At 67.7% G+C, this 26,236-nt stretch carries 14 protein-coding genes; 5 read left to right on the top strand and 9 right to left on the bottom strand.

The genetic code is table 11. The annotated features are described in order from the left end of the window. The first annotated feature begins 129 nt into the window (after nt 1–129). From FHT98_RS21880 to FHT98_RS21865, 4 genes are all read left to right on the top strand, one after another. Entirely contained in the window at nt 130–2,295 is a 2,166-nt protein-coding gene (locus FHT98_RS21880; protein ID WP_185745244.1) for a TonB-dependent hemoglobin/transferrin/lactoferrin family receptor, read from the top strand. Nucleotides 2,296–2,386: 91 nt separating this feature from the next. Continuing rightward, nucleotides 2,387–3,136 (top strand): ChuX/HutX family heme-like substrate-binding protein, encoded by a 750-nt coding sequence (locus FHT98_RS21875; protein WP_185745243.1) that lies wholly within the window; start codon nt 2,387–2,389, stop codon nt 3,134–3,136. Further along, nucleotides 3,123–4,013 carry a ChaN family lipoprotein gene (locus FHT98_RS21870; RefSeq protein WP_142115280.1) on the top strand — a complete coding sequence of 297 codons (891 nt, stop codon included), beginning with the start codon at nt 3,123–3,125 and terminating at the stop codon, nt 4,011–4,013. Before FHT98_RS21875 ends, FHT98_RS21870 begins: the two co-directional genes overlap by 14 nt. Next, nucleotides 4,010–5,752: an ABC transporter ATP-binding protein/permease gene (locus FHT98_RS21865; protein ID WP_142115279.1), complete on the top strand. Its 1,743-nt coding sequence runs from the start codon at nt 4,010–4,012 to the stop codon at nt 5,750–5,752. Before FHT98_RS21870 ends, FHT98_RS21865 begins: the two co-directional genes overlap by 4 nt. 22 nt (nt 5,753–5,774) lie before the next feature. On the opposite strand, the gene FHT98_RS21860 is transcribed toward FHT98_RS21865, so the two are convergent. The 7 genes from FHT98_RS21860 to FHT98_RS21830 form a co-directional block, all read right to left on the bottom strand. After that, nucleotides 5,775–7,052 (bottom strand): NAD(P)/FAD-dependent oxidoreductase, encoded by a 1,278-nt coding sequence (locus FHT98_RS21860; protein ID WP_142115278.1) that lies wholly within the window; start codon nt 7,050–7,052, stop codon nt 5,775–5,777. Nucleotides 7,053–7,145: 93 nt separating this feature from the next. After that, nucleotides 7,146–9,494 carry a molybdopterin guanine dinucleotide-containing S/N-oxide reductase gene (locus FHT98_RS21855; protein WP_185745242.1) on the bottom strand — a complete coding sequence of 783 codons (2,349 nt, stop codon included), beginning with the start codon at nt 9,492–9,494 and terminating at the stop codon, nt 7,146–7,148. Nucleotides 9,495–9,676: 182 nt separating this feature from the next. Next, on the bottom strand, nt 9,677–10,690 hold the full coding sequence (locus FHT98_RS21850) for an amino acid ABC transporter substrate-binding protein (RefSeq protein WP_061963901.1): 1,014 nt from the start codon (nt 10,688–10,690) through the stop codon (nt 9,677–9,679). Between the two features lie 103 nt (nt 10,691–10,793). Further along, on the bottom strand, nt 10,794–11,978 hold the full coding sequence (locus FHT98_RS21845; RefSeq protein ID WP_142115277.1) for a MalY/PatB family protein: 1,185 nt from the start codon (nt 11,976–11,978) through the stop codon (nt 10,794–10,796). Between the two features lie 150 nt (nt 11,979–12,128). Next, nucleotides 12,129–13,406, bottom strand: a complete 1,278-nt coding sequence (locus FHT98_RS21840) for a cytochrome c (protein ID WP_142115276.1) — start codon at nt 13,404–13,406, stop codon at nt 12,129–12,131. Nucleotides 13,407–13,411: 5 nt separating this feature from the next. Beyond that, on the bottom strand, nt 13,412–13,957 hold the full coding sequence (locus FHT98_RS21835) for a (2Fe-2S)-binding protein (RefSeq protein WP_061963907.1): 546 nt from the start codon (nt 13,955–13,957) through the stop codon (nt 13,412–13,414). Beyond that, on the bottom strand, nt 13,954–16,776 hold the full coding sequence (locus FHT98_RS21830; RefSeq protein ID WP_248309273.1) for a xanthine dehydrogenase family protein molybdopterin-binding subunit: 2,823 nt from the start codon (nt 16,774–16,776) through the stop codon (nt 13,954–13,956). The genes FHT98_RS21835 and FHT98_RS21830 overlap by 4 nt, the downstream gene beginning before the upstream one ends. A 355-nt stretch (nt 16,777–17,131) precedes the next feature. On the opposite strand from FHT98_RS21830, the gene FHT98_RS21825 reads away from it, so the two are divergent. After that, the gene (locus FHT98_RS21825) at nt 17,132–18,235 is read left to right on the top strand and encodes a YeiH family protein (protein WP_465246922.1); all 1,104 of its coding nucleotides are present in this window, start codon (nt 17,132–17,134) and stop codon (nt 18,233–18,235) included. 52 nt (nt 18,236–18,287) lie between these two features. Here FHT98_RS21825 and ampH read toward each other — a convergent pair whose 3' ends face one another. Together ampH and FHT98_RS26675 are read right to left on the bottom strand one after the other, a co-directional pair. Continuing rightward, entirely contained in the window at nt 18,288–19,445 is a 1,158-nt protein-coding gene (gene ampH / locus FHT98_RS21820) for a D-alanyl-D-alanine-carboxypeptidase/endopeptidase AmpH (RefSeq protein ID WP_142115274.1), read from the bottom strand. Nucleotides 19,446–19,487: 42 nt separating this feature from the next. Next, nucleotides 19,488–26,084: an autotransporter outer membrane beta-barrel domain-containing protein gene (locus FHT98_RS26675; RefSeq protein WP_142115273.1), complete on the bottom strand. Its 6,597-nt coding sequence runs from the start codon at nt 26,082–26,084 to the stop codon at nt 19,488–19,490. Nucleotides 26,085–26,236: the final 152 nt, after the last annotated feature.

Here is a 26,236-nt window from a genome sequence, read left to right as displayed (position 1 = left end):
GACTGGGGTTACGTAATGAATAATAATTCTAGATTGACTTTCCTGGCAGCTTTGCTGTCGACAACAGCTCTTTCGGTGGCACAGGCGCAAACGCAAGCGCCGCAGGTCAATGCGCCCAGCAGTGAGCAGATGATCCCGCTCGACCAGATCACGGTCACGGCATCGCGCGGCGAGAAGCAGGTTCTCGATGTTCCCGGCACCGTCAGCGTGATCACGCGGCAGGAACTCGACGAGCGGATCACCCGCGACACGCAGGACCTCGTGCGCTACCAGCCGGGCGTCAGCGTCAACCGCATCACCAGCAGCACCGACCCGTTCGGCAATTACGGCGGTTTCACCATCCGCGGCGTCGGCGGCAACCGGGTGCAGATGCAGGTCGACGGTTCGCGCGTGATCGAGCGCGTCACCGACGGCAACCGCGACTTCGTCGACCTGCCCTTCCTCAAGAATGTCGAGATCGTGCGCGGGCCGGGCTCGGTGCTGTGGGGCGCGGACGCGCTCGGCGGCATCGTCGCCTACCGCACGCTCGACCCGGAAGACCTGTTGAAGGGCAAGGACAAGCCCTACGCCGCCCGGCTGAGCACCAGCTATGACAGTCTCGACCGATCCTTCGTGAAGACCGGGATCGCGGCCTTCCGCTTCTCGCCGATGCTGGAGGGCATCGTCGGCGTCAGCCAGAAGAGCGCCCAGGAGGCACGGTTGACCAAGGCGCGCGCCGATGGCGGCCGCTGGGGCTGCCCGGTGCCGACGATGCGCTTCCTCGGCTGCGACCGGCTGAACCCGCTCGACGTCACCGTCTGGAACAGCTTCGCCAAGCTCGTCTTCAAGCCGACAACAGACCACACCTTCAAGCTGACCGGCGAATACTACGACAGCGATTCGACGGTGAACCAGCTCTACAACTACAACGTCGTGAGTTCCGGCATCCGCAACGGGCCGAACATCCGCAACCAGGTCAAGAGCCGCAAGCGGGTCGCGCTCGAGCACGAATGGCAGGCGGGCTTGAGCTTCCTCGATTCCGTGCGCTGGCAGGCCTCGTTCTCGCCGCAGGAGCGGACCTTCGTCACCAACAACCTGCAGACACTCGCCAACGGCCAGCAGCGCTTCACCCGCGGCCTGCACGACTATTCCGAGCAGTTCTCGCAGCTCGACATCCAGGCGAAGTCAAGCTTCGGGCTCGGCCCGAGCTTCCACCGCCTGACCTACGGTTTCCAGGGCGACATCACCAAGACCAACTACAAGCGCCAGGACGATGTGAAGAACCTCGCCACGGGCGTGACCACGACGACGATCGCCGGCGGCTTCAACTTTGCGAACTCGACGACGAACCGCTACGATTTCTATCTCCAGGACGAAATCGAGCTGCTGTCAGGCCGCTGGACGATCACGCCCGGCCTGCGCTACGCGAACTATAACATCGATCCCAAGCCGGGGCCGGGCTACCAGATCGCGGTGGGCAAGGAGCCGCGCGAACTCACCTCGCACCGGCTGGTCCCGCAGATCGGCACGATCTTCAAGCTCGACGACACCTATTCGATCTATGGCCGCTATGCCGAAGGCTTCAAGATGCCGACGGCCGAGCAGCTCTATACCTCGCTGCCGTCGACGGGCTTCAACCTGATCCCGAACCCTGACCTGCGGCCGGAAAGCGTCCGCTCCTACGAAGCCGGTTTCCGTGGCAAGTTCGCGGATGGCTGGTTCTCGGTCGGCGTCTTCCACGCGCGCTACAAGGACTTCATCCAGTCCCTGTACAACATCCCCGGCACCAACGATTACACCTCCCGGAATCTGTCGCAGGTGCAGATCTCCGGTATCGAGGCCTCCGCCGAATGGCGCTTCCACGAGCGCTGGCTGGCGAGCGCGACGCTCAGCTACCAATACGGCAAGCAGCGCATCGAGGCGGGCCTCCCCGTCACGCCCTTCGACGTCAATCCGTTCAAGGCCGTCACCGGGTTGAAATACATGATGCCCGAATACGGGCTCGAGGCCGAAGTGATCGGCACCTTCGCGGGCGGCGCCACCCGGGCAAGCTCGCCCACCCTCTTCAAGCAGGGCGGCTATTCGGTGTTCGACGCCTATCTGAGCTGGAAGCCGACCTCGTCCATCACCGTGCGCGGCGGCGTCGATAACATCTTCGACAAGCGCTACTTCGCCAACCTGGTCGGCGGGACGACCTATGCGAAGACGGCGGCTGTCTGCACCAGCCCGGCCAGTTGCGTTGCCGCCGCCAACCCACTGGAACTGCAGACCGCACCGGGGCGCACCTTCAAGCTCTCCGCTTCCGTCGAATTCTGATCCTGTTCGAGACGCCGGACGCCAAAAGCCCGGCGGATCAGCGGCGCCCCGGCCGAGACCCCGGGGCGTCGCAACCCTTTTGGAGACCATCATGAGCAACGAGACCAACCCGCGCGAAAAGCTCGTGCAATCGCCGGCCGAAATCCTGCAGAGCCTGCCCGCCATGGGCCGCGTCATGCTGAGCACCCGTTCCGGCGGTGCCACCCATGAACGGATGGGCGCAGTCGAGACCGTGACCATCGCCGGAAACGAAGCCCGCCTGTCCGGCGCCTGCCATGACAGCCGCATCGACCTCGCAACCGTCGTGCGCATCGTCGCCGACCGAACCAGCAAGATGCGCGAGCGCGTGCTGCCGCGCCTGGAATGCCAGGATGCGGCCGGCGAGATGCTGTTCAGCCTGATCGGGCTCGACGGGCTGGAGCCCTTCGACAAGGCGCTTGAGCCGTTCGGCGCCGGCGAGGCGCTGGAGCCGGTCCAGCGCGAGGCGCCGGGCAGCGGCGGCTCCGCCGAGGTGCCGGAGGATGATCTCGGCGCCCGCAGCTTCGCGGCGATCCTGGCCAGCGGCAAAGCGATCGCCATCGATGTCGAGCGCGCCGGCCTGTTCCAGCACTGGCAAGGCGCCCTGCCCGAGCCGAAGCCGGCGATGGGCTTCGTCAACATCATGCAGGGCGATTTCCACCTGCATCTCAAGGCCGGCGTGGTCTCCGGCTGGGCGCGAACGGAAAGCGGGGGCGTCGTTTCCCTTCAGGCCCGCGACGCCGAGGGCAAGAGCTTCGGCCTCGTCCTGCGCGGTCCGGCGGCGGCTTTCGCAGAGGTGCCGGGTGTCGATGCTCGCGGCTGACGCCAGCCCGGCCGTCGCAAGCTTCGCCCATCCGCGCGCTAGCTGGCTCTGCCCGGAGACGGGCCGGCTGCTGGCGCAGGGCGAACTGATGCAGGCGATGGCGCGCAAGCGCGTCGTCCTGCTCGGCGAGACGCACGACGTCGCCGAGATCCACCGCTGGCAGCTCCATGTCACGACCTGCCTGCACCTGCTGCGGCCGCAGATGGCTGTCGGCTTCGAGATGTTTCCGCTGCGCATCCAGCCGGTGCTCGACGCCTGGGTCGCAGGCGAGCTGGATACCGCGACCTTCATCGAGCGCAGCGAGTGGGCTGAGGTCTGGGGTTTCGATCCCGCGCTCTACCTGCCGCTGTTCCATTTCTGCCGGCAGCAGCGGGTGAAGATGCTGGCACTGAACTGCCATCGGCCTCTGGTCACACGGGTCGGACAGGTCGGCTGGGAAGCGATCCCGGTCGACGAGCGCGACGGCGTCACGCCGGCAGCTCCTGCGACCGAGGGCTATCGTGCCTATCTCGCGGCGATCACCGGCCGGTTCAGCGGATCGGCCCGACCGGAAGCGATGGCGCCGGAGCGCTTCGACCGCTTCGTGCGGGCGCAGCAGTGCTGGGATCGCTCCTTCGCCTGCCGGATCGCCGACCACCTCGCGGCAGCGGAGGACGATCCGCTGGTCGTGGGGATCATCGGGCGTGGCCATCTCGAATACGGCCATGGCACGCCGTTCCAGCTGCGCGATCTCGGCATCGAGGATGTCGCGGTCCTGCTGCCGGAGACAGCCGCAACCCATGACCCCAGCGCCGTGGCCGGCATCGCCGACGTGCTCTTCCGACTCGATACGCCCGAGCCTCCGCAATCGCGGCGGACGGCGCGGGCCGCGTCATGAGGGCCGTGCTCTCGCAGATCGTCGGGCTGACCCGGCTTTGCATCGCCGGGCCGGGCGGCAAGGTCGGCGCGCTCTATTTCCTGCTGATCTTCGGGCTCGGCCTCGCCAGCGTTCAAGTCATGGTCCGGCTGATTTCCTGGACCGCGGATTTCTACAACGCGCTGCAGAAGCTCGATGTCGACGGCGCGCTGAGGCAGATCGCGATCTTCTTCGGCCTCATCGCGATCAGCGTGGGCCTGCATCTCTCCAGCGCCTATCTGCGCAAGATGGTGCAGATCCGCTGGCGGCGCGCGCTGACCGAGGCCGCGCTGGATCGCTGGCTCGCCGGCAAGGCCTATTGGCATCTGCGCGAGCGCACCGACCACGGGCTCGACAATCCCGACCAGCGCATCGCCGAGGATTGCCGCATCTTCGTCGAGAAGCTCACGATCGAAGGCATGGAGCTCGCCACGAATAGCGTCGCGCTGGTGACCTATGTCTCGATCCTCTGGTCGCTTTCAACGTTCGCGCTGTCGTTCAGCCTGTTCGGCTACGCGATTGAAGTCCCGCGCTACATGGTCTGGGCCGCGCCGCTCTACGTGGCGATCGCCACCTTCATCACGCATGGGCTCGGGCGCCCGCTGAAGGCGCTCAACATCGAGCAGCAGCGGCGCGAGGCCGATTTCCGCTTCTCGCTGGTCAGGCTGCGCGAGCACGTCGAGGCCGTGGCGCTGGCCGATGGCGAGCCGGCCGAGCGAAGGCTGTTCCGCGAGCGCTTCGGCGCGATCGCCGGGAACTGGCAGAGACTGGCCAATCGCGAGCTGATCCTCGGCTTCTTCACGCGGCCCTATTTCCAGACGGTGCTGCGCATCCCGCTCTTCCTGGCGCTGCCGGCCTATCTTGCCGGACGCGTCACCTTCGGCGGGCTGATGCAGATCGGCTCAGCCTTCCAGAACGTGGTGACCACGCTGTCCTGGTTCGTGTTCTCCTATCGCGACCTGACCGAGCTCGCGGCGGCAGCGAGCCGCCTGTCGCATTTCATGAGGGCTGCCGAAAGCGCGGCCGCACCGGTGGCGGGCCCTGCCCTGCACAAGACGGGCGAGGCGAGGCTGCGGCTGCGCGATCTCATGCTCGCGACGCCCGCGGGGCGCCATCTCGCGCCGATCCCGAATCTCATGCTGGAGGCCGGCGGCAGCTATTGGCTCGCGGCGCCTTCCGGCCATGGCAAGAGCACGCTGGCCAAGGCCATCGCCGGGCTCTGGATACATGGCGAGGGCCGGATCGAACGGCCGGAGGGGCGTATCCTCGTCCTGCCGCAGCAGCCCTATCTGCCGCTCGGCGATCTCCGCACCACCCTCGCCTATCCGCAATCGCCGGAGGCCGTCGACGACGAGAGGCTGCGCGAGGCGCTCGCCGCCGTCGGGCTGGAGGCGCTCTGGCCGCTCGACGCGGAAGGCTGGATCGACATGCGGCGCGGCCTCTCCGGGGGCGAGCGGCAGCGCTTCGCCCTGGCGCGCGCATTGCTTCAAAAGCCCGACTGGCTCGTGCTCGATGAGGCGACCAGCGCGCTGGATGCCGAGAGCGAGGCGCAGGTGCTCGCCGCGCTACGGCAGGCACTGCCCGCGAGCGCCCTGATCCTGATCGCGCATCGCGCGCCGCAAGGCCTCGGCTCGCTCCGGATGATCGAACTCGTGCAGCCGCCGTCGCGAGCGGATACCGGTCTCGCCACGGCCGTTGTGCAGGCTGAACCCGTAGGTTAAGCGGCGTTGGGGCTCGCCGCGGCTACCGCCCGCGGAGCAGGTCGGCGGCCTGGTAGCCCCAATAGGTCAACTGGACGGCGGCGGTGCCGAAAGGACCGCCATTCCAGACCAGGCCGAAGGGCGCGAAGAGCTTGTAGCGGTCGCTGGCGCCCCGGATCGCCTCGGCGATGACGGTGCCGCCGATTGCGGTCGTGTTCATGCCGTGGCCGCCGAAAGCAGTGCAGTACCAGACGCCCGGCCGGTACTGGCCGATCTGCGGCATGAGATGGCGCGCATAGGACATCAGGCCGGACCAAGCGGCCTCGACCTTGAGTTCGGCGAGCTGCGGATAGGTCGTGACCATCTCGTGGCGCAAGATCGCGGCGACATCGCTGGGCTCGGTCGTGCGCGTCGTGATGCGCCCGCCCCAGAGGATGCGCGAGCCGCCCTCGACCGTGCGGTAATAGTCGCCCGCCCGCCGGTCGTCGCCGACGCCGGTGCCGATGCGGATCGCCTGGCGGATCAGGTCCGGCGCGGCCTCGGTCAGCAGCACATAAGTCGCGATCGGGATATAGGCGCGCCGCAGCGCCGGCAGCACGTCGCCGGTATAGCCGCCGGTGGTGAACAGCACCTGATCGGCCTCGATCGTCGCCTTCGCCGTCTTCAGCCGCTTCACGGCGCCGTCGAGTTCACAGGAGATGACCGGCGAGCCCTCATGGATCTTGCCGCCGAGCCGGACGATCTCGCGGGCGAGCGCGCGGGCGTAGTTCAGCGGATGGAAATGGAAGGAATCGTCGGCCGTGAGCGAGGCGTGGTATTTTGGCGAGTTGAGCAGCGCGCGGGTCTCGTCGCGGCCGAGATAGCGTAGCTTGCGGCCGAAGCGCTTCTCCTGCGTGTCGCGCACGGCCTGAAGCCCGGCGCCGCCATCATAGCGCACGACCTTCATGATGCCCGGCGACGGGGCGGCTTCCGTGATCGCGAGGCTTTCGATATTGCCGCGGACGATCTCGACGCCTTCCATCGTCAGACGATAGAGCTCGTCGGCCTGCTCGCGCCCCGTCTGGCGCTCGATCGCGGCAAGCGAGGTCGCATAGCCCGGGCTGACGAAGCCGCCATTGCGGCCCGACGCGCCCCAGGCGACGCGCTGCGCCTCCAGCAACAGGACGGAGCGGCCGGCGCGGGCAAGGTTGAGCGCGGCGGTGAGGCCGGCCAGGCCGCCGCCGACGATGCAGATATCCGTCTTCAGCGTGCCTTCGGCCGGCGGATAGCTCTCCTGCGTCGCGAGGGTGCGGCGGTAATAGGTGTCGATATAGGAGGACATGCGGTCTCGCGGAGGCAGGCGGCGGGTTGTTTCGTCGTCGGCGCGCGCGCTCCACCACCGGTTTTCCCAGCGGCGGATCGCGGATTTCGGTGTTTACTCGGCGGCTTCCGCCGTGCGCGACCCTGGCGGATCGAAGGCCTGGATCGGCGGCAGGTTGCCGTCGAAGCGCGCGACCTGCACCGTCGTGAGCTGCCCGGTGCAGCCCTGCGCCAGCGCCGAGGTGCCGATATCGCGGGTCAGCACGTTCGGATTGCCGTGGACACAGAGCGGCTTGTCCTCGTTCGCGTCGGCGGGGTCGTACCAGGCGCCGGTCGGCAACTGGATCACGCCCTTGCGGATGCCGTCGGTGACATGGACGGCGGCAAGGCAAGCGCCGCGCTCGTTCGAGAGCCGGATGATGTCGCCATCGGCTATGCCGCGCAGGCCTGCATCGTCCGGATGCATATGCGCGATCTCGCGCCCGCGATGCTTGGCGTCGTTGCTGTGGCCGCCGAAATCGAACTGGCTGTGCAGGCGGGTCCGGGGCTGGTTGGCGACGAGCACATAGGGGTTGGCGTCATCCGGCACATTGGTTGCGCCGAGCCAGGTCGGGTGGCCGGGGCAATCCGCCTCGCCGAAGCCGGCGATGGTCTCGGAGTAGATCTCCAGCTTGCCGCTCGGGGTCCGTAGCGGCGAAGCGTCCGGGTCGGCCCGGAAGGCGCGCAGATTGCCGCCATCATCCGGCTGCTGCGGCAGGTCGAAACCCTCGCCCGCCCAGAATTCGGCGAAGCTCGGTGCCGGCAGGCCTTTCTCGGCAAGAGCCGTGCGGGTCGGCTCGTAGAGATGCTCCAGCCATTGCCGGGCGGTGCGGCCCTCGGTGAAGGCCTCGCCGGTGCCGAGGCGCTCGGCGAGATCGGCGAAGATCGCGTAATCGTCGCGGGCCTCGCCATAGGGCGCGACCACCGGATGCATCGGCACCAGCAGCGGATCGTTGGGGTTGCCGCCGATATCCTCGCGCTCCAGCGTCATCGTGCAGGGCAGCACGATATCGGCGTGACGCGCCGTCGCGGTCCAGGCGAGCTCGTGCACGACCAGCGTGTCGATGCGGGCGAAGGCCTCGCGCAGGCGGTTCAGGTCCTGGTGGTGGTGGAACGGGTTGCCGCCGGCCCAATAGACCAGCTTGATCTCGGGATAGGTCCGGGTCTCACCGTTATAGCGATAGGTCGTGCCCGGGTTGAGCAGCATGTCCGAGATGCGGGCGACCGGGATGTAATCGCTGATCGGGTTTTTCCCTTGCGAGAAGGTCGGCATCGGCACGGCATTGTAGCGCCGGCCGTAATAGGCGATGGCGCCGAGGCCGTAGCCGTAGCCGCCGCCGGGCAGGCCGATCTGGCCCAGCGCCGCCGCGAGCACCATGCCCATCCAGACCGGCTGCTCGCCATGGGCAGCGCGCTGCAGGGCATGGGCCACGACGATGAGCGCGCGCTTGCCGTGGAGACGCTTCGCCAGCGCGACGATCTCCTCGGCCGGCAGGCCGGCGATCGGCGCGGCCCAGTTGGCGTCCTTCGGCTGCCCGTCGGTCTCGCCGAGCAGATAACGCTCGAAGACCGGCCAGCCGGCCGTGTAGCGGTCGAGGAAGGCGCGGTCGTGCAGGCCGTTGACGACGAGCGTGTGGACCAGCGCCAGCATCAGCGCCGTGTCGCTGCCGGGCTTGTTCGCCACCCAGTCGGCGCGGGCTCCGGCCGGCAGATCGCTGCGCAGCGGGCTGACCAGCACGAATTCGCAACCGCGCTCCTGCGCCCGCTCCATCGCGCCGCGCTCGACATGGCGGCTGGTGCCACCGCCGGCGACCATGCTGTTCTTCAGCGCCATGCCGCCGAAGGCGAGCACGATCTCGCTGTGATCGGCGATCTGCTCCCAGGAGACGTTGCGCTTCACCAGATCCTCGTAGTCGCCGATGATATGCGGCACGAGGACGGAGGAGGCGCCCGAGGAATAGCTGTTGACCGACTTCACATAGCCACCGGTCGAGGTGTTCAGGAAGCGGTGGATCTGGCTCTGGGCATGGTGGAAGCGGCCGGCGCTGGCCCAGCCATAGGAGCCGCCGAAGATCGCGCCGGGGCCGTGGTCGTCGCGCACGCGGCGCAGTTCGGCGGCGAGCTTGTCGAGCACCGCCGACCAGGACATCGGCACGTATTCGTCGCGTCCGCGGCGATCGTCGGGACCCGGCCCGTTCTCCAGCCAGCCGCGGCGGACCATCGGCTGCGCGATGCGGGCGCGATGGCGTAGCGCCGCCGGGAAATTCTGGATGATCTCGTTGGGATCGGGATCGCCCTCATGCGGACGGACCTCAAGCTGCCCTTCCTTCATGCGGGCCGAGAACACGCCCCAATGCGAGGTATGCGGGCGAAACGCCTCGCTTTCGGCCACAGCTTCGCCTGCCGGAACGATCGGAGCCGTCATCGCCTTTACCCTCACCTTTTCGAACTGAAACAGCCCTTCCCTCATTCCGCCGGTCCGCGAACGATCGCAAGGGGTTTTCGCGGATTGCGGACAAGCGCCGCACGCTTGGCCCAATGCAGAAAGGCCCGGCTGCTCGTCGCAGCCGGGCCTTTCCCTGTTCCGTCAACCGGATCGCGTCGTGATCAGCGGATCGGCGCCGCGTATTGCAGGCCGCCATTGGTCCAGAGCGCATTCTGGCCGCGCGCGATCTTGAGGAGCGAGCCCTGGCCGAGATTGCGCTCGAACATCTCGCCGTAATTGCCGGTCGCCTTGATGGCGTTATAGGCCCAGTCGTTCTTGAGGCCGAGCGCCTCGCCGAAGGTGCCTTCCTTGCCGAGCAGGCGCTTGATCTCCGGGTTGTCGGACTTCTCGCGCATCTCGTCGACATTCGCCTGGGTCACGCCGAGTTCCTCGGCCGTGACCTGCGCGAAATGGACCCAGGTGACGATGTCGAACCACTGGTCGTCGCCGTGGCGGGTGACGTAGCCCAGCGGCTCCTTCGAGATCGTCTCCGGCAGCACGATGTGATCGGCCGGGGCCTTGAAGCGCATACGCTCGGCGTAGAGGCCGGACGCGTCCGTGGTGAAGGCGTCGCAGCGGCCGCTCTCATAGGCCTCGGTCGCCTCGTTGTTGGTGGCGAAGGTCACCGGCTCGAACTTCATGTTGTTCTTGCGGAAATAGTCCGCGGTGTTGAGCTCGGTCGTGGTGCCCTGCTGGATGCAGATCGAGGCGCCGCTGAGCTCCTTCGCCGATTTGATGTTCAGCGACTTCTTCACCATGAAGCCTTGGCCGTCATAGTAGTAGGTCGCGCGGAAGTTCTGGCCGAGCGTGGTGTCGCGGCTCATGGTCCAGGTCGTGGTGGCGGCGATGAGATCGGTCTCGCCCGACTGGAGCGCGGTGATCCGGTCCTTCGAGGGGAGCTGGATGAACTTCACCTTGGACTTGTCGCCGAAGACGGCCGCGGCCAGCGCCCGGCAATAATCGGCGTTGATGCCGGTCAGGACGCCATTCGCGTCCGGCACCGCGAAGCCGGCGAGATTCGCACCGGTCCCGCAGTTCAGAACGCCACGCGACTGAATGGTCTTCAGGGTCTGCGCTTCGGCCGACACCGAAACGGCGCAAACGGCAGCAGCGGCAAGCGCCAAGGTCAACTTCATTGTTCCATCCCCATATTACGGTAGTGTCGACGATGTTCCACGCGGCCCGGCTTCCGTCAATCGGCAGCACGGGCCTTTCCTTCCGGAAGCTTGCCGTTCCGTCTTATTGCAGGTCGGCGAAGGCGAGCTTCAGGCGCTCGACCGCCTCCGTGACCACATCGCGCGGCGTCGCCAGGTTGAAGCGCAGGAAGCTCTCGCCGCCCTTGCCGAAGGTCGGGCCGTGATTGATGGCGATCTTCGCCTGCTTCTCGACGCGCGCCGTGAACTCGGCCGTATCCATCCCCGTTCCCGAGAAATCCGCCCAGGCGAGATAAGTCGACTCGAGCGGCATCGAGCGCACGCCCGGAATCGCGTTGATCCCGGTGTCGAAGATACGGCGGTTGCCGTCGAGATAGAGGTTGAGGGCATCGACCCAGGCGGCGCCCTCCGGGCTGTAGGCCGCGGTCGCCATCGCCATGCCGAAGGAATTCGGGGAGATGCCGAGCGCTTCCATGCGCCCGCGGAACAGGTTGCGCAGCCGCTCGTCGGGGATGATGACGTTGCCGACATGGGCGCCGGCGATGTTGAAGGTCTTGGTGGTCGCCGTCATCATGACCAGGCGGTCCATGATCTCGGGCGCCGCGACCGGCATCACCATGTGCTTCTGGCCGGGCATGACCAGATCGTGGTGGATCTCGTCCGAGACGAGAATGAGGTCGTGGCGCTTGCAGAAATCGGCGATCGCCCGCAATTCGTCCCGCGTCCAGACGCGCCCGCCCGGATTATGCGGCGAGCAGAGGATGAGCATGCGCTCGGTGCCGGTCATCGCGGCATCCCAGGCGGGGATGTCGAGGACGTAACGCCCCTCCTCCAGCGCCAGCGGGCATTCGACGACGCGCCGCCCAGACGAGGTCACGATGCGCGCGAAGGCGTGATAGACCGGCGTCATCAGCACGACGCCGTCGCCGGGCTTGGTATAGGCCTCGACGCAGAGCGCCGTGCCGTTGACGAGGCCATGCGTGGTGAAGATCGAGTCGGGTGAGACCTCCCAGCCGTGCCGGTTCGACATCCACCAGCGGATCGCCGCGAGATAGGCCCGGTCATCGCCGAAATAGCCGTAGATGCCGTGGGCGTTCATGCCATCGAGCGCGGTCTGGACGCAGGCCGGCGGGCGGAAGTCCATATCCGCCACCCACATCGCGATGCCGCCATCGGCCGGCACGCCATAGACGGTTTCCATCTTGTCCCATTTGGCCGAATGGGTGCCGCGGCGATCGATCCGCTCGTCGAAATTGGGAGAAAACTGCATGAGACCCTGCCGGCTAACACGGAGAATATCCTTCCCCTAGCAGGTCCCGCGGGAGAACACAGCCGCTGCCGGGCGCAACCCGGGAGAACGGGGAATGCATTCGCAGCGGGGCAGAGGCGATGGGCGGTGGGTGATGCTCGACCTCGTTCCTCAACGCTGCTTGCGGACCTCCTCCGCCGTGACAGTCGGCTGCTGGCCACCCCAGCTTGCGCGCAGCCAGTTGGAGAGATCGGCGACCTGCTGGTCGGTGAGATGCGCGGCAAAGCCGGGCATGGGCTGCATGCGCTCAAGCCCCGGGAAGCGCTGGGCAGGAATGCCGGAGAGGATGACCTTGTTGAGGTTGCGTGCATCCGCCAGGCGCAGCGAGGCATTGGTCGCGAGCGGCACCACGACATGCGGGATGCCCTGCCCCTCGCCGCCATGGCAACTGGCGCAGACGGCGAGATAGCTGGCGCGCGCCGAGGCCGCGGTCTCAGCCGAGACCGTGACGGGAGTTGGCGGCGCCGGCGGGGTCGTGCGCTCCGGCAATTTGTCGAGATCGAAGAGATAGGCCGACATCGCAGCGAGATCGTCGGCGGTGAAATACTGGGTCGAGAAATGGACGACCTCGAACATCTGGTTGGTCATCGCGCCTTGCGCCGAGATGCCCGATTTCATGAAGCTCGCGAACACCAGCGGGTCGAAGCCCATCCGCGTCAGCCCGGCCTTGGTGATATCGGGCGCGACGACGCCTTCGAGTTCCGCGCCTTGCAGATAGGCGCTGTCCTTCATCCCCATCGTGAGGTTGCGCGGCGTATGGCATTCGCCGCAATGGGCGAGCGCGTCGGTCAGATAGCGGCCGCGATTCCATTGAGCCGAGCGGCCGGCGACCTCCGTCTTGGTGTCGGAGGAGAGGTTGACCAGGTTCCAGAAGGCCAGACCCTGCCGGATGTTGAAGGGAAAGGGCAGATGATTGGCCTTGTTCGCCACCTTCATCGGCTCACGGCTCATCAGGAAGGCATAGACCGCGTCGACGTCCTCGGCCGTCAGCTTGCGATAGGAAGCATAAGGCATGGCCGGGTAGAGATGGCCCTGCTTGCCGACACCATCGCGCACCGCGCGGTGGAACTCGGCCCGCGTCCAGGCGCCGATGCCATGCTCCTTGTCGGGTGAGATATTGGTCGAATAGATCGTCCCGAACGGTGTCTCGAACGGCAGACCGCCTGCCCAGGGCGCGCCGCCCTTGGTGACGTGGCAGGCATAGCAATCGGCGGCGACGGCGACATAGGCGCCGCGCCTGGCCAGCGTCTTCATCTGCTCGGCCGAGAGCGGCTGCTCGATATCCTTGGCCACGACACTGCGTTCGAACAGGCCGAGGAAGACGGCACCCGCCGCAAGCACCCCGAGGACGGCGATCGTCACAACCGCCAGAAGCAGCTTCCTCGCCATGCGCGTTACGCCTTCACCAAGCCGGGAGTCTTGAGGGCGAGGTCGCGCACGGCCTCGAAATAGCGGACATAGCCGGTGCAGCGGCAGATATGGCGGTCGAGCGCCTCGCTGATCACCTGCTCCAGCGCCTCGCGCTTGACCGGATTGCGCTTCAACTGGTCGAGCAGCACCGTCGCGCCGGTGACGAAGCCCGGCGTGCAATAGCCGCACTGGAACGAGAAATGCTCGATGAAGGCCTGCTGGACCGGCGAAAGCGCCGTGATGGTCCCGCTGGCGTCGCGTTTGGCTTGCCCTTCCACGGTCCTGACCTTGCGCCCGGCGAACCAGTGCGCGCCGGTGATGCAGGTGCGCATCTCCTCGAGCGAGCCATCGGGCTTCTCCAGCACCACCGTGCAGGCATGGCAGATGCCCTGGCCGCAGCCCATGCGCGAGCCGGTCAGGTCGAGATACTCGAAGAGGAAATCCTGCATCATCATCGTCTCGGGCACGTCGATGGGGCCGACGGGCTTGTCGTTGATGGTGAGGGAGAGCGGCTTCATCGCGATGGTCATGCCAGCGCCTCCCGGATCTTCTCGGATGTGATCGGCAGGCTGTAGAAGCGCTTGCCGATGGCATGCGCGACGGCGTTCGCGATCGCCGGAACGACCGCGATCATCACCACCTCGGCCATGCCCTTGGGCGGATCGGTGTCCGAGAGCGGCGGCAGCACCTCCGCGGTCTGCGACCAGACGGCGACGTCCTTCGAGACCGGCAATTCATAGCGGTTCCAGTTCCAGGTGCCGTCGCCCGGTCCGTCCTCGTGCAGCGGCAGATACTCCTTCAGCGCGTGGCCGATGCCCATGGCGATGCCGCCCTGGATCTGGCCGGAAACCAGCTCCGGAACGATCTGGTTGCCGCATTCCAGGATCGAGTGATGCGAGAGCAGGCTGATCTCGCCACTGCCGGTATCGACGACGATTTCGGCCAGCGTCGCCATCGGCGCGTAATAGGTGACGCCGGCATTGTTGCGCTGCGCCGGCGGGTAGAAGACCGCGGCACGTTCGACGAAATGCCAGCCGTCCTGCGTCATCAGATCCCGGCGCGCGGCCGGGGCGCCCTCGCCATATTTCACGGCGAGCGCGTCGATGGCGAAGCGGCGTTTTCCGGTATCGGGCAGGTCGAATTCCGCTTCGGCCCATTGCCAGCGGTTGAAGCTGTGCACGGTGACGCCGGTGACGAGGCCGAGCCGGTGCGCTTCCGCCGCGATCTCGGCGAAGGCGAGCGGCTGCATCGCGGCGGCCGTGACCCTGCCATCGACGATACGCAGATCCTCGCGGCGCACCGCCTCCGGCGCCATCTGGCCGCCGCCGATGCCGCGCGACCAGAGCGAGCGCGCCGCCGGCCAGATCGCGAGATCGACCAGTACCCGCGCGGCCTCGCGCGTCGCATGGCCGAGATAATAGACGCTGTTGGAGGCGCTCATCGGCGAGGTGAAGCTCGGCGTCCAGCGCGGATTGGCCTTGCGCTTGTCCTCTTCCTCCTGGGAGAGCGTGTAGGGCTCGTCGGTGGTCTCCAGCGGCATCTGCGGCCAGCGCACCTTGCCGAACTCGGTCTCGTCGGGTTGTCGCCCGAGCAGGCCGGCAGCCATTACCGCCTGCGAGGTCGTGGCGCCCGTGCCGATCTCATGCGCGACATGCGAGAGCTTCAATCGCCCGGCTGCATCGAATTCGAGCGCGCAGAGCGCCGACTCCGCGCCGGTGCCGTAATCCTTGTGCACATGGCCGTAGCCGACGCCGTATTTCTTGCCGGGATTGGCGGCTTCGAAGGCTGCCTTGCGCGTCTGCCTGTTCGCCCAGAGCGGGTGCTGCTGCGCGCGGTCGAGGATCTCGCCATGGCGCATGGCGCCGGAGGGGATCGCGCCCTGCGAGTTCTTCATCCCCGCCTTCAGCGCGTTGCGGCGCCGGAACTCCATGGGGTCGAGGCCGAGCGCCTCGGCGGCTTCATCGACCATCATCTCGGTCGCCGCCATCGTCTGCAGCGTGCCGTAGCCGCGCATCGAACCGGCATCGACCGCGCGCGACGAGACGATCGTCGCCGAGAAATCGCTCTTCGGCAGGTAGTAGATCGACTGCGCCGCCGTCGCGCCGACCGTTCCGACCGAGACCGAGAAGTTCTCACGCCCGCCGCCATCGGTGCGGTAGCGCCCGGTCATCGCCCGGAACCGCCCGGTCTTGCGGTCGATGACCATGACCTTCTCCATCTGGAAGCCATGGCGCTTCAGCGCGGTCTGGAACTGTTCGTAGCGGTCGTTGGCGAGCCTGACCGGGCGGCCGTCGCCATAAAGCCCGGCGAGCACGCAGTAGAACGGGAAGATCGCGTGGTCCTTGGTGCCATAGCCGACGGTGTAGCCGACCTTGAGGTCGATGCTTTTCAGCGGGAATGTCGACTTCGAGACCATATGCGCCGCCATTTCCGCCACCTCATAGGGCGATTGGGTGGCGATCAGCGCATGCAGCAGGCCGCTAGCGCGGTCGTACCAGACATTGCCGTTATCGGCTTCCATGGCCGAGGCATCGGCGGACTGGCTGGTGAAGGAACGCCGCAGCACCAGCGCCTCATCGTCGGCAGCGGCGATCTCGCGTTCGATCTCGGCTGCGGCCGCCATACCGCGGGCCATCGCATCGCCGTCGCCGGGGGCCGGCCATTGCGGCTCCTCGCCCTTGAAGCCGGCGCGGATCGTCGTCTCCTTGAGCGACGAGTAACGGTCCTCGGCGTCGGGGTTCCCACCGTCGATCCGGACATAGCGCGCAGCGCCGTAAGGCCCCGGCGTCGTCGAGGGCCCCTCGGGACCGTAGCGCACGACCTTGTCGTTGAAGCGCAGCTTGCGCTTGGCCGCGTCGTAGCGGGCGAAGTCGTGATAGATGAGCATGGCGACGGGCTGGCCGAGCAGCCGGGCCGTCTGGCCCTTGGGAACGAAGAAGACGTCGCCATAGAAGCCGGGCACGGGAATCGCGACGCCATCGGCAACGAGATCCTCATGCAGGACGAGCCGGTCGGGCTTCAGGTCATCGCCGAGCAGGCCGAGATCGATGCCGTCGAAGACGCGATCGACCCGCGTCGCCTTGAGCGTGAAGGCGTGCGCCTGCTCTTTCGGCCAGCCTGCGAGGTCGCGGGCCCGATAGTCGCGCGAGAAGGTCTTGCCGCCGGTCACCTTGGCAATCGCGTCGAGGCGGTATTTCGGCTTGCCACCGGCAGCGAGCCAATCGGCGCCGGGACGCGGCGGCGTCTCGATCAGCTCCGCTTGCGTGGGCGACGGCAGCAGCGAAACCTTGATGGCAATGCCGGCTGCGCCGGCCTTGAGAAAGCTTCTGCGGGACAGGCCTGTCTTCACGTCCGATCCTCCGCCCGCTGGCGAGCCGATTCCACTTGCCGACGCGACGGCACCGACGAGCTGGCCTACGAGATACTTGAATTGTTCTGATTTCAAGTGCCGGAGCCGGAGGGTCGCATGACGTGGGAGGGCGGATGACGGCCGGAATCTTGCGGGCCTGAACGCAGGGAACCCTCGAAAGGGGGCCTCGAACGTCGCCATGCGGCCGCGCGCCCATGGCCGACAGGCTCTTCCAAAGAAGCGGCTGACATCGCCGAGCACCCATCGTTCGATCTGATGAAACGAAACGGTCGGAATAATGCAATGGACAGCTGAATTCTTCTCCGGCTAGGTCAGCGGAGAGGACAATTTCCCTATGGCTACCATGCGTTCTTCCAATCCTTTGCCCCTGTCTCCCGGTTCGATATCGCGGGGAGTGGGACGAATCCTGCCCGGCCTGGGCCTTTGCGTCGGCATCAGCGCGATCGCCTTCGCGCTGGAGCATGTCGAGGCTGCGACCACGGGCCGGGCCTGGCTCGAGGCCCTGGTGCTGGCAATCCTGATCGGCGCCGCTGTCCGGTCCGTCTGGACGCCCTCGGACACCTGGCGCGCCGGGATCGCATTCTCGGCGAAAACCGTCCTGGAGATTGCCATCGTCCTGCTCGGCGCGTCCTTGAACGCTGCGATGATCGTCGCCGCCGGGCCGGCCTTGATCGCCGGCATCGCAGTGGTGGTGGCGCTAACCCTCGCCTTCAGCTTCCTGATCGGGCGGACGCTCGGTCTGCCGAAGCGCATGGCGGTCCTCGTCGCCTGCGGCAATTCGATCTGCGGCAACTCCGCCATCGCCGCGGTCGCACCGGTCATCGGCGCGGACGGCAAGGACGTTGCCGCCTCCATTGCTTTCACCGCGGTGCTAGGCGTCCTGGTCGTGCTCGGCCTGCCGCTGCTCGTTCCGCTGCTCAGGCTGTCCGAAACCCAGTACGGCGTCCTGGCCGGGCTGACGGTCTATGCCGTCCCGCAGGTGCTGGCCGCGACCGCGCCTGTCGCCACCGCCAGCGTCCAGATCGGGACGCTCGTCAAGCTCGTCCGTGTCCTCATGCTCGGGCCTGTCGTCCTGGTGCTGTCGCTGCTGCGGCACAGGCTGCAGGACGACGCGACCGGGACGGCTCCGGCAGGCGCGGTCGGGAACAGCGCCACGCGGCAGCGCATCGCCTTCAACAAGCTGGTCCCGTGGTTCATCATCGCCTTCCTGGCGATGGCAGCCCTGCGGACGCATGGCTTCATCCCGCAGGCCGCGCTCGGCCCGATCTCCCACATCGCAACCGTCCTGACCATCATTTCAATGGCGGCTCTGGGCCTGGGAGTCGATGTCCGTGTCGTTGCCAGGGCCGGCGGACGCGTCACCACCGCGGTCACCCTTTCGTTGATCATCCTGGCGATCATCAGCCTCGGCCTGATCCGCCTGCTCGGGATCAGCTGAGCCGACAGCGGCTGGCGCGAATGCGGGAACGATGCGGGCCGCAGAGATACTTTCAGCGAGCCGGCGCCTGGGAGCCCACTGGCGCCAGTTCCGCTGCGAGATTTCGGACCGATTGCCGGATACCCTCGAACATCGCGAAATTGACGCGGCTTGCCGCCACGAAGATGCCGAGCTTGCGATTGGGCGCGAGCACGACATAGGTCATGAACCCGCCGAGCCCGCCGCTCTTCCCGAGCAGCAGCGGCACGCCGTCACGCGCGCGGCTGACGACCCAGCCCAGCCCCATGCCTTCCGAATCCGTGACCTCGACCCCGACAGCGCGGCGCAAGCCGTCATGCGGGCGCCAGAGCGCATGGGCCAGCGCCATCGTCGCCTGAGCCTCGCCTGAAAGGTGCCAGCGCATCCAGCGCGCCATGTCGTCGGCCGTCGAATAGAACCCGCCGCTGGCCGCCATGATCGGCGTCGCCTCCCAGTTCGGGTCGGGATTGCCGAACGGGTCGAGCCCCGTCATCAGGCGCGGCTTCTGCGCGTCCGAAAGCCGGGCGACCGTATCGGCCATGCCAAGCGGCGCGGTGATCCTGTCGCGGAGCAGGTCGGGGAAGGATTTGCCGCCGGCCTGGGCGAGAGCCTCGCCGAGCAACCCGAAGCCGACATTTGAGTAGATCGCGGTTGTGCCCGGTGCGTAAGCCGGCGCGTTCTGCCGCATCCAGCTCCAGTAGTAGTCGCCCCTGTAGGCGGCAAACGGGTTGCCTTCGCCCGTGGCGGCCGGATCACGCAACTCGCGCGGCAGTCCCGCCGAATGCGTCGCGAGATCCAGCAAGGTGAAGGGCTGGCCGCCGAAGGATTTCACGCTGCTTCCGGGCGGCGCGTAACGGGTAAACGGATCGCTCAGGCCGACGCCGCCTTGTGCCGCCATATCCGCCAGGAGATCGCCGGTGAGCACTTTCGAGATCGAGCCGAGGCGCAGGATCGAGCGCCCGTCCGGCTCGACCTTGCTACCCGGCGCGGTCTCGCCGACGCCGGCGATCTCGGTCTCGTCACCATGGACGACGGCGACGATCAGGCCGGGCGCGCCGGAGTTCAGGAACATCGCCGTGGCCGCCATCGAGACGGCATCGCGCAAGGCGAGATCCTTGGACTGCGCGCCGGCCGTTGCCGTCAGGATATGGAGCGCCGCCAATGCGACGCCTGCCTTGCCGATAAGTGTCATGATCGCTCCGTGTCATTCCGATGTGTCGCCGGGTACAGGGGTCTAGAACCGGTAGGCCGCGCGCAGGGTCGCCGACTGGTCGAGATAGCGGCTGGCGGCGCGCGCCGTGTATTCGGCGCGGAGTTCGAAGCCTTTCGCGGTGACCAGCTCCAGGCCGGCCGAGACGTTGCCATAGGTCTTCGGCAGCCCTGTCACGAGGGTGAAGGGGGCTGCGTCGAAGGCGGCGAGATGCAGCTTCGAGGTCCAGTCGCTGGTCGGCAGGATGCTCACGCCCGCAGAGAGATAGGAACGCAACGTCATGCCCTCGAGGTCGTGGCGCGCGCCGATCTCCAGGCTCGGCGTCGCCATGACGGTGAAACGATCGCTGCGATGGACCGCGAGATCGAACCAGCCGGCCCCGCTCTCGCGATGGCCGCGCTGCACCGCGTAGTTGAGATCGAGATCGACGAAGGGCTTGGCGTACCAGCTGCCGAAATCCATCTGGTAGGCGGCGCGCAGGCGGCCGCCGCCGAAATCGAGCTGCGGCTCGCTCGTGGCGATGCCTCCCGGCGCCCGGCGCGACGTCTTCGCCATGTCGCGGCCGATCTGCACCGCCGCGGCGAACTGCCAGGGGCCGAGCTGGCGCTTCAACGTGAGGCCCCCGATGAAGCTGTCATTGTCGCTTGTCGAGCCGGCCGCCGTGCTGGTCCGCCCGAAGCCATAGCTCGCCGCGCCGCCGAGGAACCAACCGGGTACGAACTCTCGCTGCGCCCCGAGGCTCAACGTGGTCTGCCTGATCCGAAAGCCGCTATCACTGGTGCTGCTGCCGCGACGCATCCAGTTCGAGCCGACCCGCGCCCAGTTGCAATCGCTTTCGGAGAGCGCCGCACCGGGCCCCGTGAAGGCCGGACAGCTCATCAGCCGGTTGAAGAAGGCGAACGACTCGTTGATCTGATTGGCGGACCGCGCGCCGACCCCGTCATTGGCGATCGCATCGACGACGCTGCCGTGATGCGCGAGCGTCTCGACGCTCGTAAAAGCATCGAACAATGGGCCTGCCCGCGTGTCGCCGCTGTCCCACAGCGCCTGGATGTGCTTCGCGACGCGCGACCGGTCGGCGCTCAGGCCGCCATTGGCGAGCCCGAAATGGCCGTCGACCGTCAGGAAAAGGTCGCGCCCGTCCGGGCTCTGGTGCATCCGGTAGCTATAGGCGGTCGTCGCACTCTTGATCGAGAAGTCCCCCGTCGGCCGATCGTCGAAATGCGCAACCTGCAGCGAGACGCCCGGCCGGGGCTTCTGGAGCTGCGGTTCAAGCTGACCGGCCAGTGACGGCGCCGTGCCCGAGCTTGCTACGGAGATCATGTCGGCGGTGCCGGCGCCGAAATCGACGTCGGCCTGATAGATTCCGCCCGGGCTCTGTTCGAAGACGCTCGCGATCCGCGTCGTGGCGATGCTTCCGCCATGCGCCACCGCACCGCCCGGATTGATCGTCCCGGAGTTGTACAGCCGTGTCTGATATTGCGCGCCCATCGCGAGGATGCCGCCGGGCCGGTTGTCGATGTCGCTGTTGAAGGGATCTCCGGTGGTAAGGATATCACCGATCATGGTCCCGCTATTGCTGATCGACAGGCCGCCTTTCGTCGAGCGCCCGGCGACCTTGCCACTGATCACGCCGGCATTATCGACGCGCGTGTAGAACTCGCTGATCGCGAGGATCGCGGCATCCCGCTCGCTGGTGACATGCGCACCGGGAGCGATGCTGATCGCGATCGGCGTCGAGCGGTTGTTTACGCCGGGGCTGGCACTCATGCTGACCGCGACGATCGCCGGCGCCCCGGCCCCGCCCGCATGCACCACGGCATCGCGCCCGACCGTGATCTCGACCTTGCCGCCCTTGGTGTTGGTCCCCCAACTGCCCTGGTTCGCCTCGAGCAGGATGCCGCCATCCTTGAAGATCGCCCCGCCGCCTAGGCTCATCGCCACGATGGCGGGAGCGCGAGCCCCAAAGCTTGCGACCCAGCCATTGTCCCCGACGGCGACCTTCACCGCACCGCCATTGCCACCTGCACCCTGGACGTTGCCGGGCGCGGACCGGACCAGCCCGGTATCGTAGGAGATCGACGAGAGGTCGCCGGCGATGCCGCCGCCCCCGCCAAGGCTTTGCGCCAGGATGGCGATGGAGCCCTGTCCATAGGTTTCCACCGATCCGTCGACCCTGACGCCAACAGCGCCGCCATCGCCATAGGTCACCGAACCGAAGAGCGAGACCGGGTTGAGGGTGACGAGACCCGGCTGCGTCGTCAGCGCGGCGATGCCGCCGCCGGCACCGACACTCTGGGCGACGATGCCATGCGCCGCCTTGCCCGTGGTGGTCAGATCGCCGTCCTTGCCCAGGGCGACGGCGATGTCCTGCCCCCAACCCTGCACGCCGCGGGTGGCATTGAGGGTGAGTGTCATCGGAAAGGCGAGCGCGCCCTGCGTGGCCGCCGTTGCGACATAGCCGCCGCCACCGCCGACGCTCTGGGCGAGGACCCCAAAGGCGAGGTCGCCGGAGGTCCTGATCAGGCCGTCGACAGCGACCCTGACCTTGCCGCCATCGGCCTTGCCGCGTCCAGTTTCCGCCCCAAGCGTGATGTCGTGCGAGCCGGAGGTCGGGCGGTCGAACACCAGGCTCGCCGCACCGCCGCCGCCGCCGATGCTCTGGGCCATGATCGCGTGCGACAGCAGGCCCGAGGTTTCGATTCGGCCAGTCGACCTGACGAAGACATTGCCGCCATGCCCGTTCGCACCGAAGGCCCCGACCTTGGTCGCGCCGCTGAGCGAGATCGGCATGTTGCCGACACCCGCACCGCCGCCGAAGCGGGACGCGCTGCGCCCGCCGCCGCCGCCGACACTCTGGGCGAAGATGCCGGGTGAATCCACGCCGTCGGTGCCGATCCGCCCGCGGTTCTCGATCACGACCGCATAGTCGGTCGGATCATCGGCGACGCGTAGTCCGCCACCGCCATGGCCGCCGGCTCCGCCGCCGCGGCCGATGTTCAGGCCGATATTGAAGGACTGATTGCCGAGCGCCGTATGGCTGCTGCCGGCATTGCCGCCGCCCCCGCCGACCGTCTGGGCGAAGATGGCCGGCGCCTGATCGCCATGGGTCGTGATCTGGCCGGTATTGGCGATCTCGACATGGCCGGCATTGCCACCGCTACCACCGGCGCCGCCGACATTGAAGGAAAGGCTGGCCCCGCCTTGCGCCTGCAGGAGCGGAACCGCGTCGAGCAGCGCGTGCAGAACGGTCGTGCGCATGTTGGCGTCGGAGAACAGATCCCTAGCGATGTCCTCGACGCTGCGGCCGACGCTGCCGCCATTGCCACCGCCACCGCCGATGCTCTGGGCGAAGATGCCGGCTGCTCCGGCGCCGCCCGTTTCGATCGTGCCGCTATTGGCGACCTTGACCGCGCCGCCATCGCTGGAGCCGCCACCGCGCCCGCCGAGATTGAGGTTGAGGCCGAAGGTCTCGGGAAATTGCCGGAAATTCGCGCCGGCGGCGGCGAGCGTTCCGAGCGCATCGACCAGGGTCGTCGCCAGCGTGCTGATCGCATGGGAATCGGCGCTGCCGCCATTGCCGCCACCACCACCGATGCTCTGCGCGACGATCGCATGCGCGCCGGTTCCCGTGGTCCGCAACGTTCCGGCATTGTCGATCGCGACCGTGCCGCCATGGCTGCCGCTACCGCCATTGCCGCCGACCGTGACGTTGCTGGTGAAGGAGGGCGTGAACTGGCTCGTCACCCATTTATCTGCCGAGACCGCGCGCAGCGTGCTGATCAGGCGGAAGAGTGCGCTGATGTCACCGCCGATCGCGGATGCCAACGAATTGCCGGTGAGCCGCTCCGCATTGCCGCCATCGCCGCCGCCCCCGCCGATGCTCTGTGCGAAGATTCCATAGGACATCTCGCCGGCCGTCGAGACGGTGCCGCGATTGGCGATCGTGACCGAGCCGCCGTGATTGCCGCTGCCGCCGGTGCCGCCGACCGTGATCGCGCTGGTCCCGCGCTGCGACGGGCTGGTCTTGCCCTGGGAGCTTCCGCCCGCCCCGCCACCGCCGCCCACGCTCTGGGCATAGATGCCGGCCGCGGCGATGCCCGTGCTGGTAATCGTCCCCTCATTGCTGAGGACGACGCTGCCACCGACAGCGCCGAGGCCGCCATGCCCGCCGACCGAGGTCGCGACGCCGAACGTCGTCGGTGCAGCCTGCGGCGTCCCTTCCGGCAGGGGCACGATCTGCGCGCCGCTGACCTCGGCCAGCGCGCTGCCGCCGACACCGCCGCTCCCACCGATGCTTTGCGCGATGATGCCCCGAGCATTGTCGCCACCGGTCGCGATCGTGCCTCTGTTCAGGACGTTGACCGCGCCGCCGACGCCGCCGATGCCGCCCGCTCCGCCAACGGCGACGCCAGTGGTGAATTGCGAGGCGGCGAGCAGGGTCAGGCTCTGCGTGGCGGTTGAGCCGCCGATGCCGCCGCCACCGCCGATGCTTTGGGCGACGAGGCCATGCGCGCCGGCGCCTGCCGTCCTGATCGCGCCCAATTGCTGGGCGTCGACGCTGCCGCCGGTCCCGCCACTGCCGCCGGCCCCGCCGACCGCGACGCTCAGCGCGGCGGCCGCAGGCCCTGTCGGGCTGCCGCTGATCGGCACGCCCACGGTGAGCTGCTTCGTCCAGACCGAACCGCCATTACCGCCGCCGCCCCCGATGCTCTGTACGGTCGCGCCGATGCTCTGTGCGCCGGCCGTCGTAACCTCGCCCTCGTTGACGAGGCTGGCGGTGCCGCCATTGCCGCCGCTGCCACCACTGCCGCCGATATTGACGCCGACATTGAGTCCGACCCCGATCGCGATCAGGTTCGCGGCGCCGCCACTGCCGCCGCCGCCGCCGATGCTCTTGACGCTGATGCCGGTGGCATTGGCGCCGAAGGTCGCGACCACGCCGCTATTGCCGACCGAGACGGCGCCGCCCGAACGGCCACCACCGCCGCTGCCGCCAAGGCTGACGCCGAGCGGCCCGACGCTGATGGCGCGCGCGATGCCGGCATCGCCACCGCCGCCGCCGATCGACATCGCGTCGATCCCCGTGCCGAAGGCGCCATGGGTGGCGATGCTGCCGGAGCGCGTGTTCGTCACCGTGACCAGGCCGCCATCGCCCGCATTGCCGCCGCTGCCTCCGGCGGAGACGAAGCCGCCCTGCGTGCTGCCGCCGGTGGCACCGCCGCCACCGATGCTGCGCGCGACGATGCCCTTGGCGTTCTCGCTGGTCTCGGGCGTGTCGCCGCCGGCGCTGATCGCGCCCGCATTGGTGATGCTGATCGCGGCATCGCCGCCGCCACTGCCGCCACTGCCGCCGCTCGACCAGATCACGCCGTGGTCGTTACCGCCGGCACCGCCCTTCCCGCCTGTGGCGAAGGCGCCGATGCCATAGCTGTCGCGGCCGATCGTGGTGATGCCGATCGCGTTCGAGATGGTGATCCGGCCGGTGCCGCCGCCATTGCCGCCGTCATAGCCTTCCGGCCCCGCGACATGGCCCTTGCTGCCATCGCCGCCGTTGCCGCCGATGCTCGTGGCACGGACGCCGAAGGCGCCGTCTCCCGTCGCCGCGATATGCGAAGCCGGGCCGCGCAGGATGATGTTGATGTCGCCCCCCTGGCCGCCGGCACCGCCGGCACTGCCGGAGCTCAACGCCCCCGCCGGCAACCCGGAGCCGCCATGTCCGCCGACGCTGCTGGCCGCGATGCCTCCGACCGCCGTCGTCAGCACGCCGCTGAAGGTCAGGTCGATCCGCCCGCCGGCGCCGCCAAGGCCCGATTCGCCATCATAGTTTGGATTGACGCTGTTGCCGCGACCGCCGCCGCCATTGCCCCCGCTCGAGGCAAGTCCGATCGCGGCTCCGGCCATGCTCGGCCCCAGGACCGTGATCGTGCCGGCGGCGATTGTCGAAGCGATATCGCCTCCGCGTCCGCCGTCACCGGCCTTCTCGTTGACCGCCAGATGCCGCGCCGCCGCGTCGAAGGCCGAGCCGCCCGCAGTGGTCGCCCACAGGAAATGCCCCGTGACGGTCGCGTTGGAGAGGGTCAGATCCGTCGTCAGCTTTCCGCCATGACCCGCCTGGCCATAGCTGTGACCGCCGGTGACGATGCTCGTCGCCCCGCCATTGCCGCCGAGCGAGACCAGCGTCAGTCCCGGCCCGAGCTGGCTGAAGAACGGGCCGGAGGGCGTCTGCGATGTCGGGCGCGCGATGACTGTGATCGCGCCTCCGTCGCCGCCATTGCCGCCCCAATGGTTGTGGCGGTCCGAGCTCTCGCCGCCCTTGCCACCATTGCTGCGCAGCAGGACGCCGCCTTGACCGGGAATGGTCGAAGCCACTCCGAGTGACAGAATCTGGGTCGTGATGTCGCGTCCCGACTGGCCGTTCTCGCCGTTGTCATTGTGGTTTCCGGCCGATTTCCCGTCGCGCCCGCTGGCTCCCGAGTTGTCGATGCAGATCACGGCGCCTGAAGGACAGCTCTGGGCGAGCGCCGGCATGCCGGCAAGCAGGTCGGCAGCCGTCACCAATGCCAGGCCGGAGACGGAACAGGATAGCCAGCGCGACGAGAGACCGAAGCTCCTGCGCATCACGGTACCCCTCGAAACGCTCGGCCGATGCCGGAAAGTCCGCGAATGGAGGCAACCGAAGCCCTGGCTGGCAAGCCCGTTTCGACCGATCGCCGGCTGGTGCCGACGAATCGACATGCCATTTCGCACGAGGATTAATCCGGCCTTACCGC

The organism is Allobosea sp. AK1 (genome assembly GCF_006714945.1).
Classification (GTDB): domain Bacteria; phylum Pseudomonadota; class Alphaproteobacteria; order Rhizobiales; family Beijerinckiaceae; genus Allobosea; species Allobosea robiniae.
This window is presented reverse-complemented; position numbering and strand designations above follow the sequence as displayed.

What these genes read in the sequence shown, in the direction of transcription:
- FHT98_RS26675 (WP_142115273.1), bottom strand. Translation starts at nt 26,084, where the DNA reads ATGCGCAGGAGCTTCGGTCTCTCGTCGCGCTGGCTATCCTGTTCCGTC.
- FHT98_RS21855 (WP_185745242.1), bottom strand. Translation starts at nt 9,494, where the DNA reads ATGACGGCTCCGATCGTTCCGGCAGGCGAAGCTGTGGCCGAAAGCGAG.
- FHT98_RS21865 (WP_142115279.1), top strand. Translation starts at nt 4,010, where the DNA reads ATGAGGGCCGTGCTCTCGCAGATCGTCGGGCTGACCCGGCTTTGCATC.
- FHT98_RS21835 (WP_061963907.1), bottom strand. Translation starts at nt 13,957, where the DNA reads ATGACCATCGCGATGAAGCCGCTCTCCCTCACCATCAACGACAAGCCC.
- FHT98_RS21870 (WP_142115280.1), top strand. Translation starts at nt 3,123, where the DNA reads ATGCTCGCGGCTGACGCCAGCCCGGCCGTCGCAAGCTTCGCCCATCCG.
- ampH (WP_142115274.1), bottom strand. Translation starts at nt 19,445, where the DNA reads ATGACACTTATCGGCAAGGCAGGCGTCGCATTGGCGGCGCTCCATATC.
- FHT98_RS21825 (WP_465246922.1), top strand. Translation starts at nt 17,132, where the DNA reads ATGGCTACCATGCGTTCTTCCAATCCTTTGCCCCTGTCTCCCGGTTCG.
- FHT98_RS21860 (WP_142115278.1), bottom strand. Translation starts at nt 7,052, where the DNA reads ATGTCCTCCTATATCGACACCTATTACCGCCGCACCCTCGCGACGCAG.
- FHT98_RS21875 (WP_185745243.1), top strand. Translation starts at nt 2,387, where the DNA reads ATGAGCAACGAGACCAACCCGCGCGAAAAGCTCGTGCAATCGCCGGCC.
- FHT98_RS21880 (WP_185745244.1), top strand. Translation starts at nt 130, where the DNA reads ATGATCCCGCTCGACCAGATCACGGTCACGGCATCGCGCGGCGAGAAG.
- FHT98_RS21850 (WP_061963901.1), bottom strand. Translation starts at nt 10,690, where the DNA reads ATGAAGTTGACCTTGGCGCTTGCCGCTGCTGCCGTTTGCGCCGTTTCG.
- FHT98_RS21840 (WP_142115276.1), bottom strand. Translation starts at nt 13,406, where the DNA reads ATGGCGAGGAAGCTGCTTCTGGCGGTTGTGACGATCGCCGTCCTCGGG.
- FHT98_RS21845 (WP_142115277.1), bottom strand. Translation starts at nt 11,978, where the DNA reads ATGCAGTTTTCTCCCAATTTCGACGAGCGGATCGATCGCCGCGGCACC.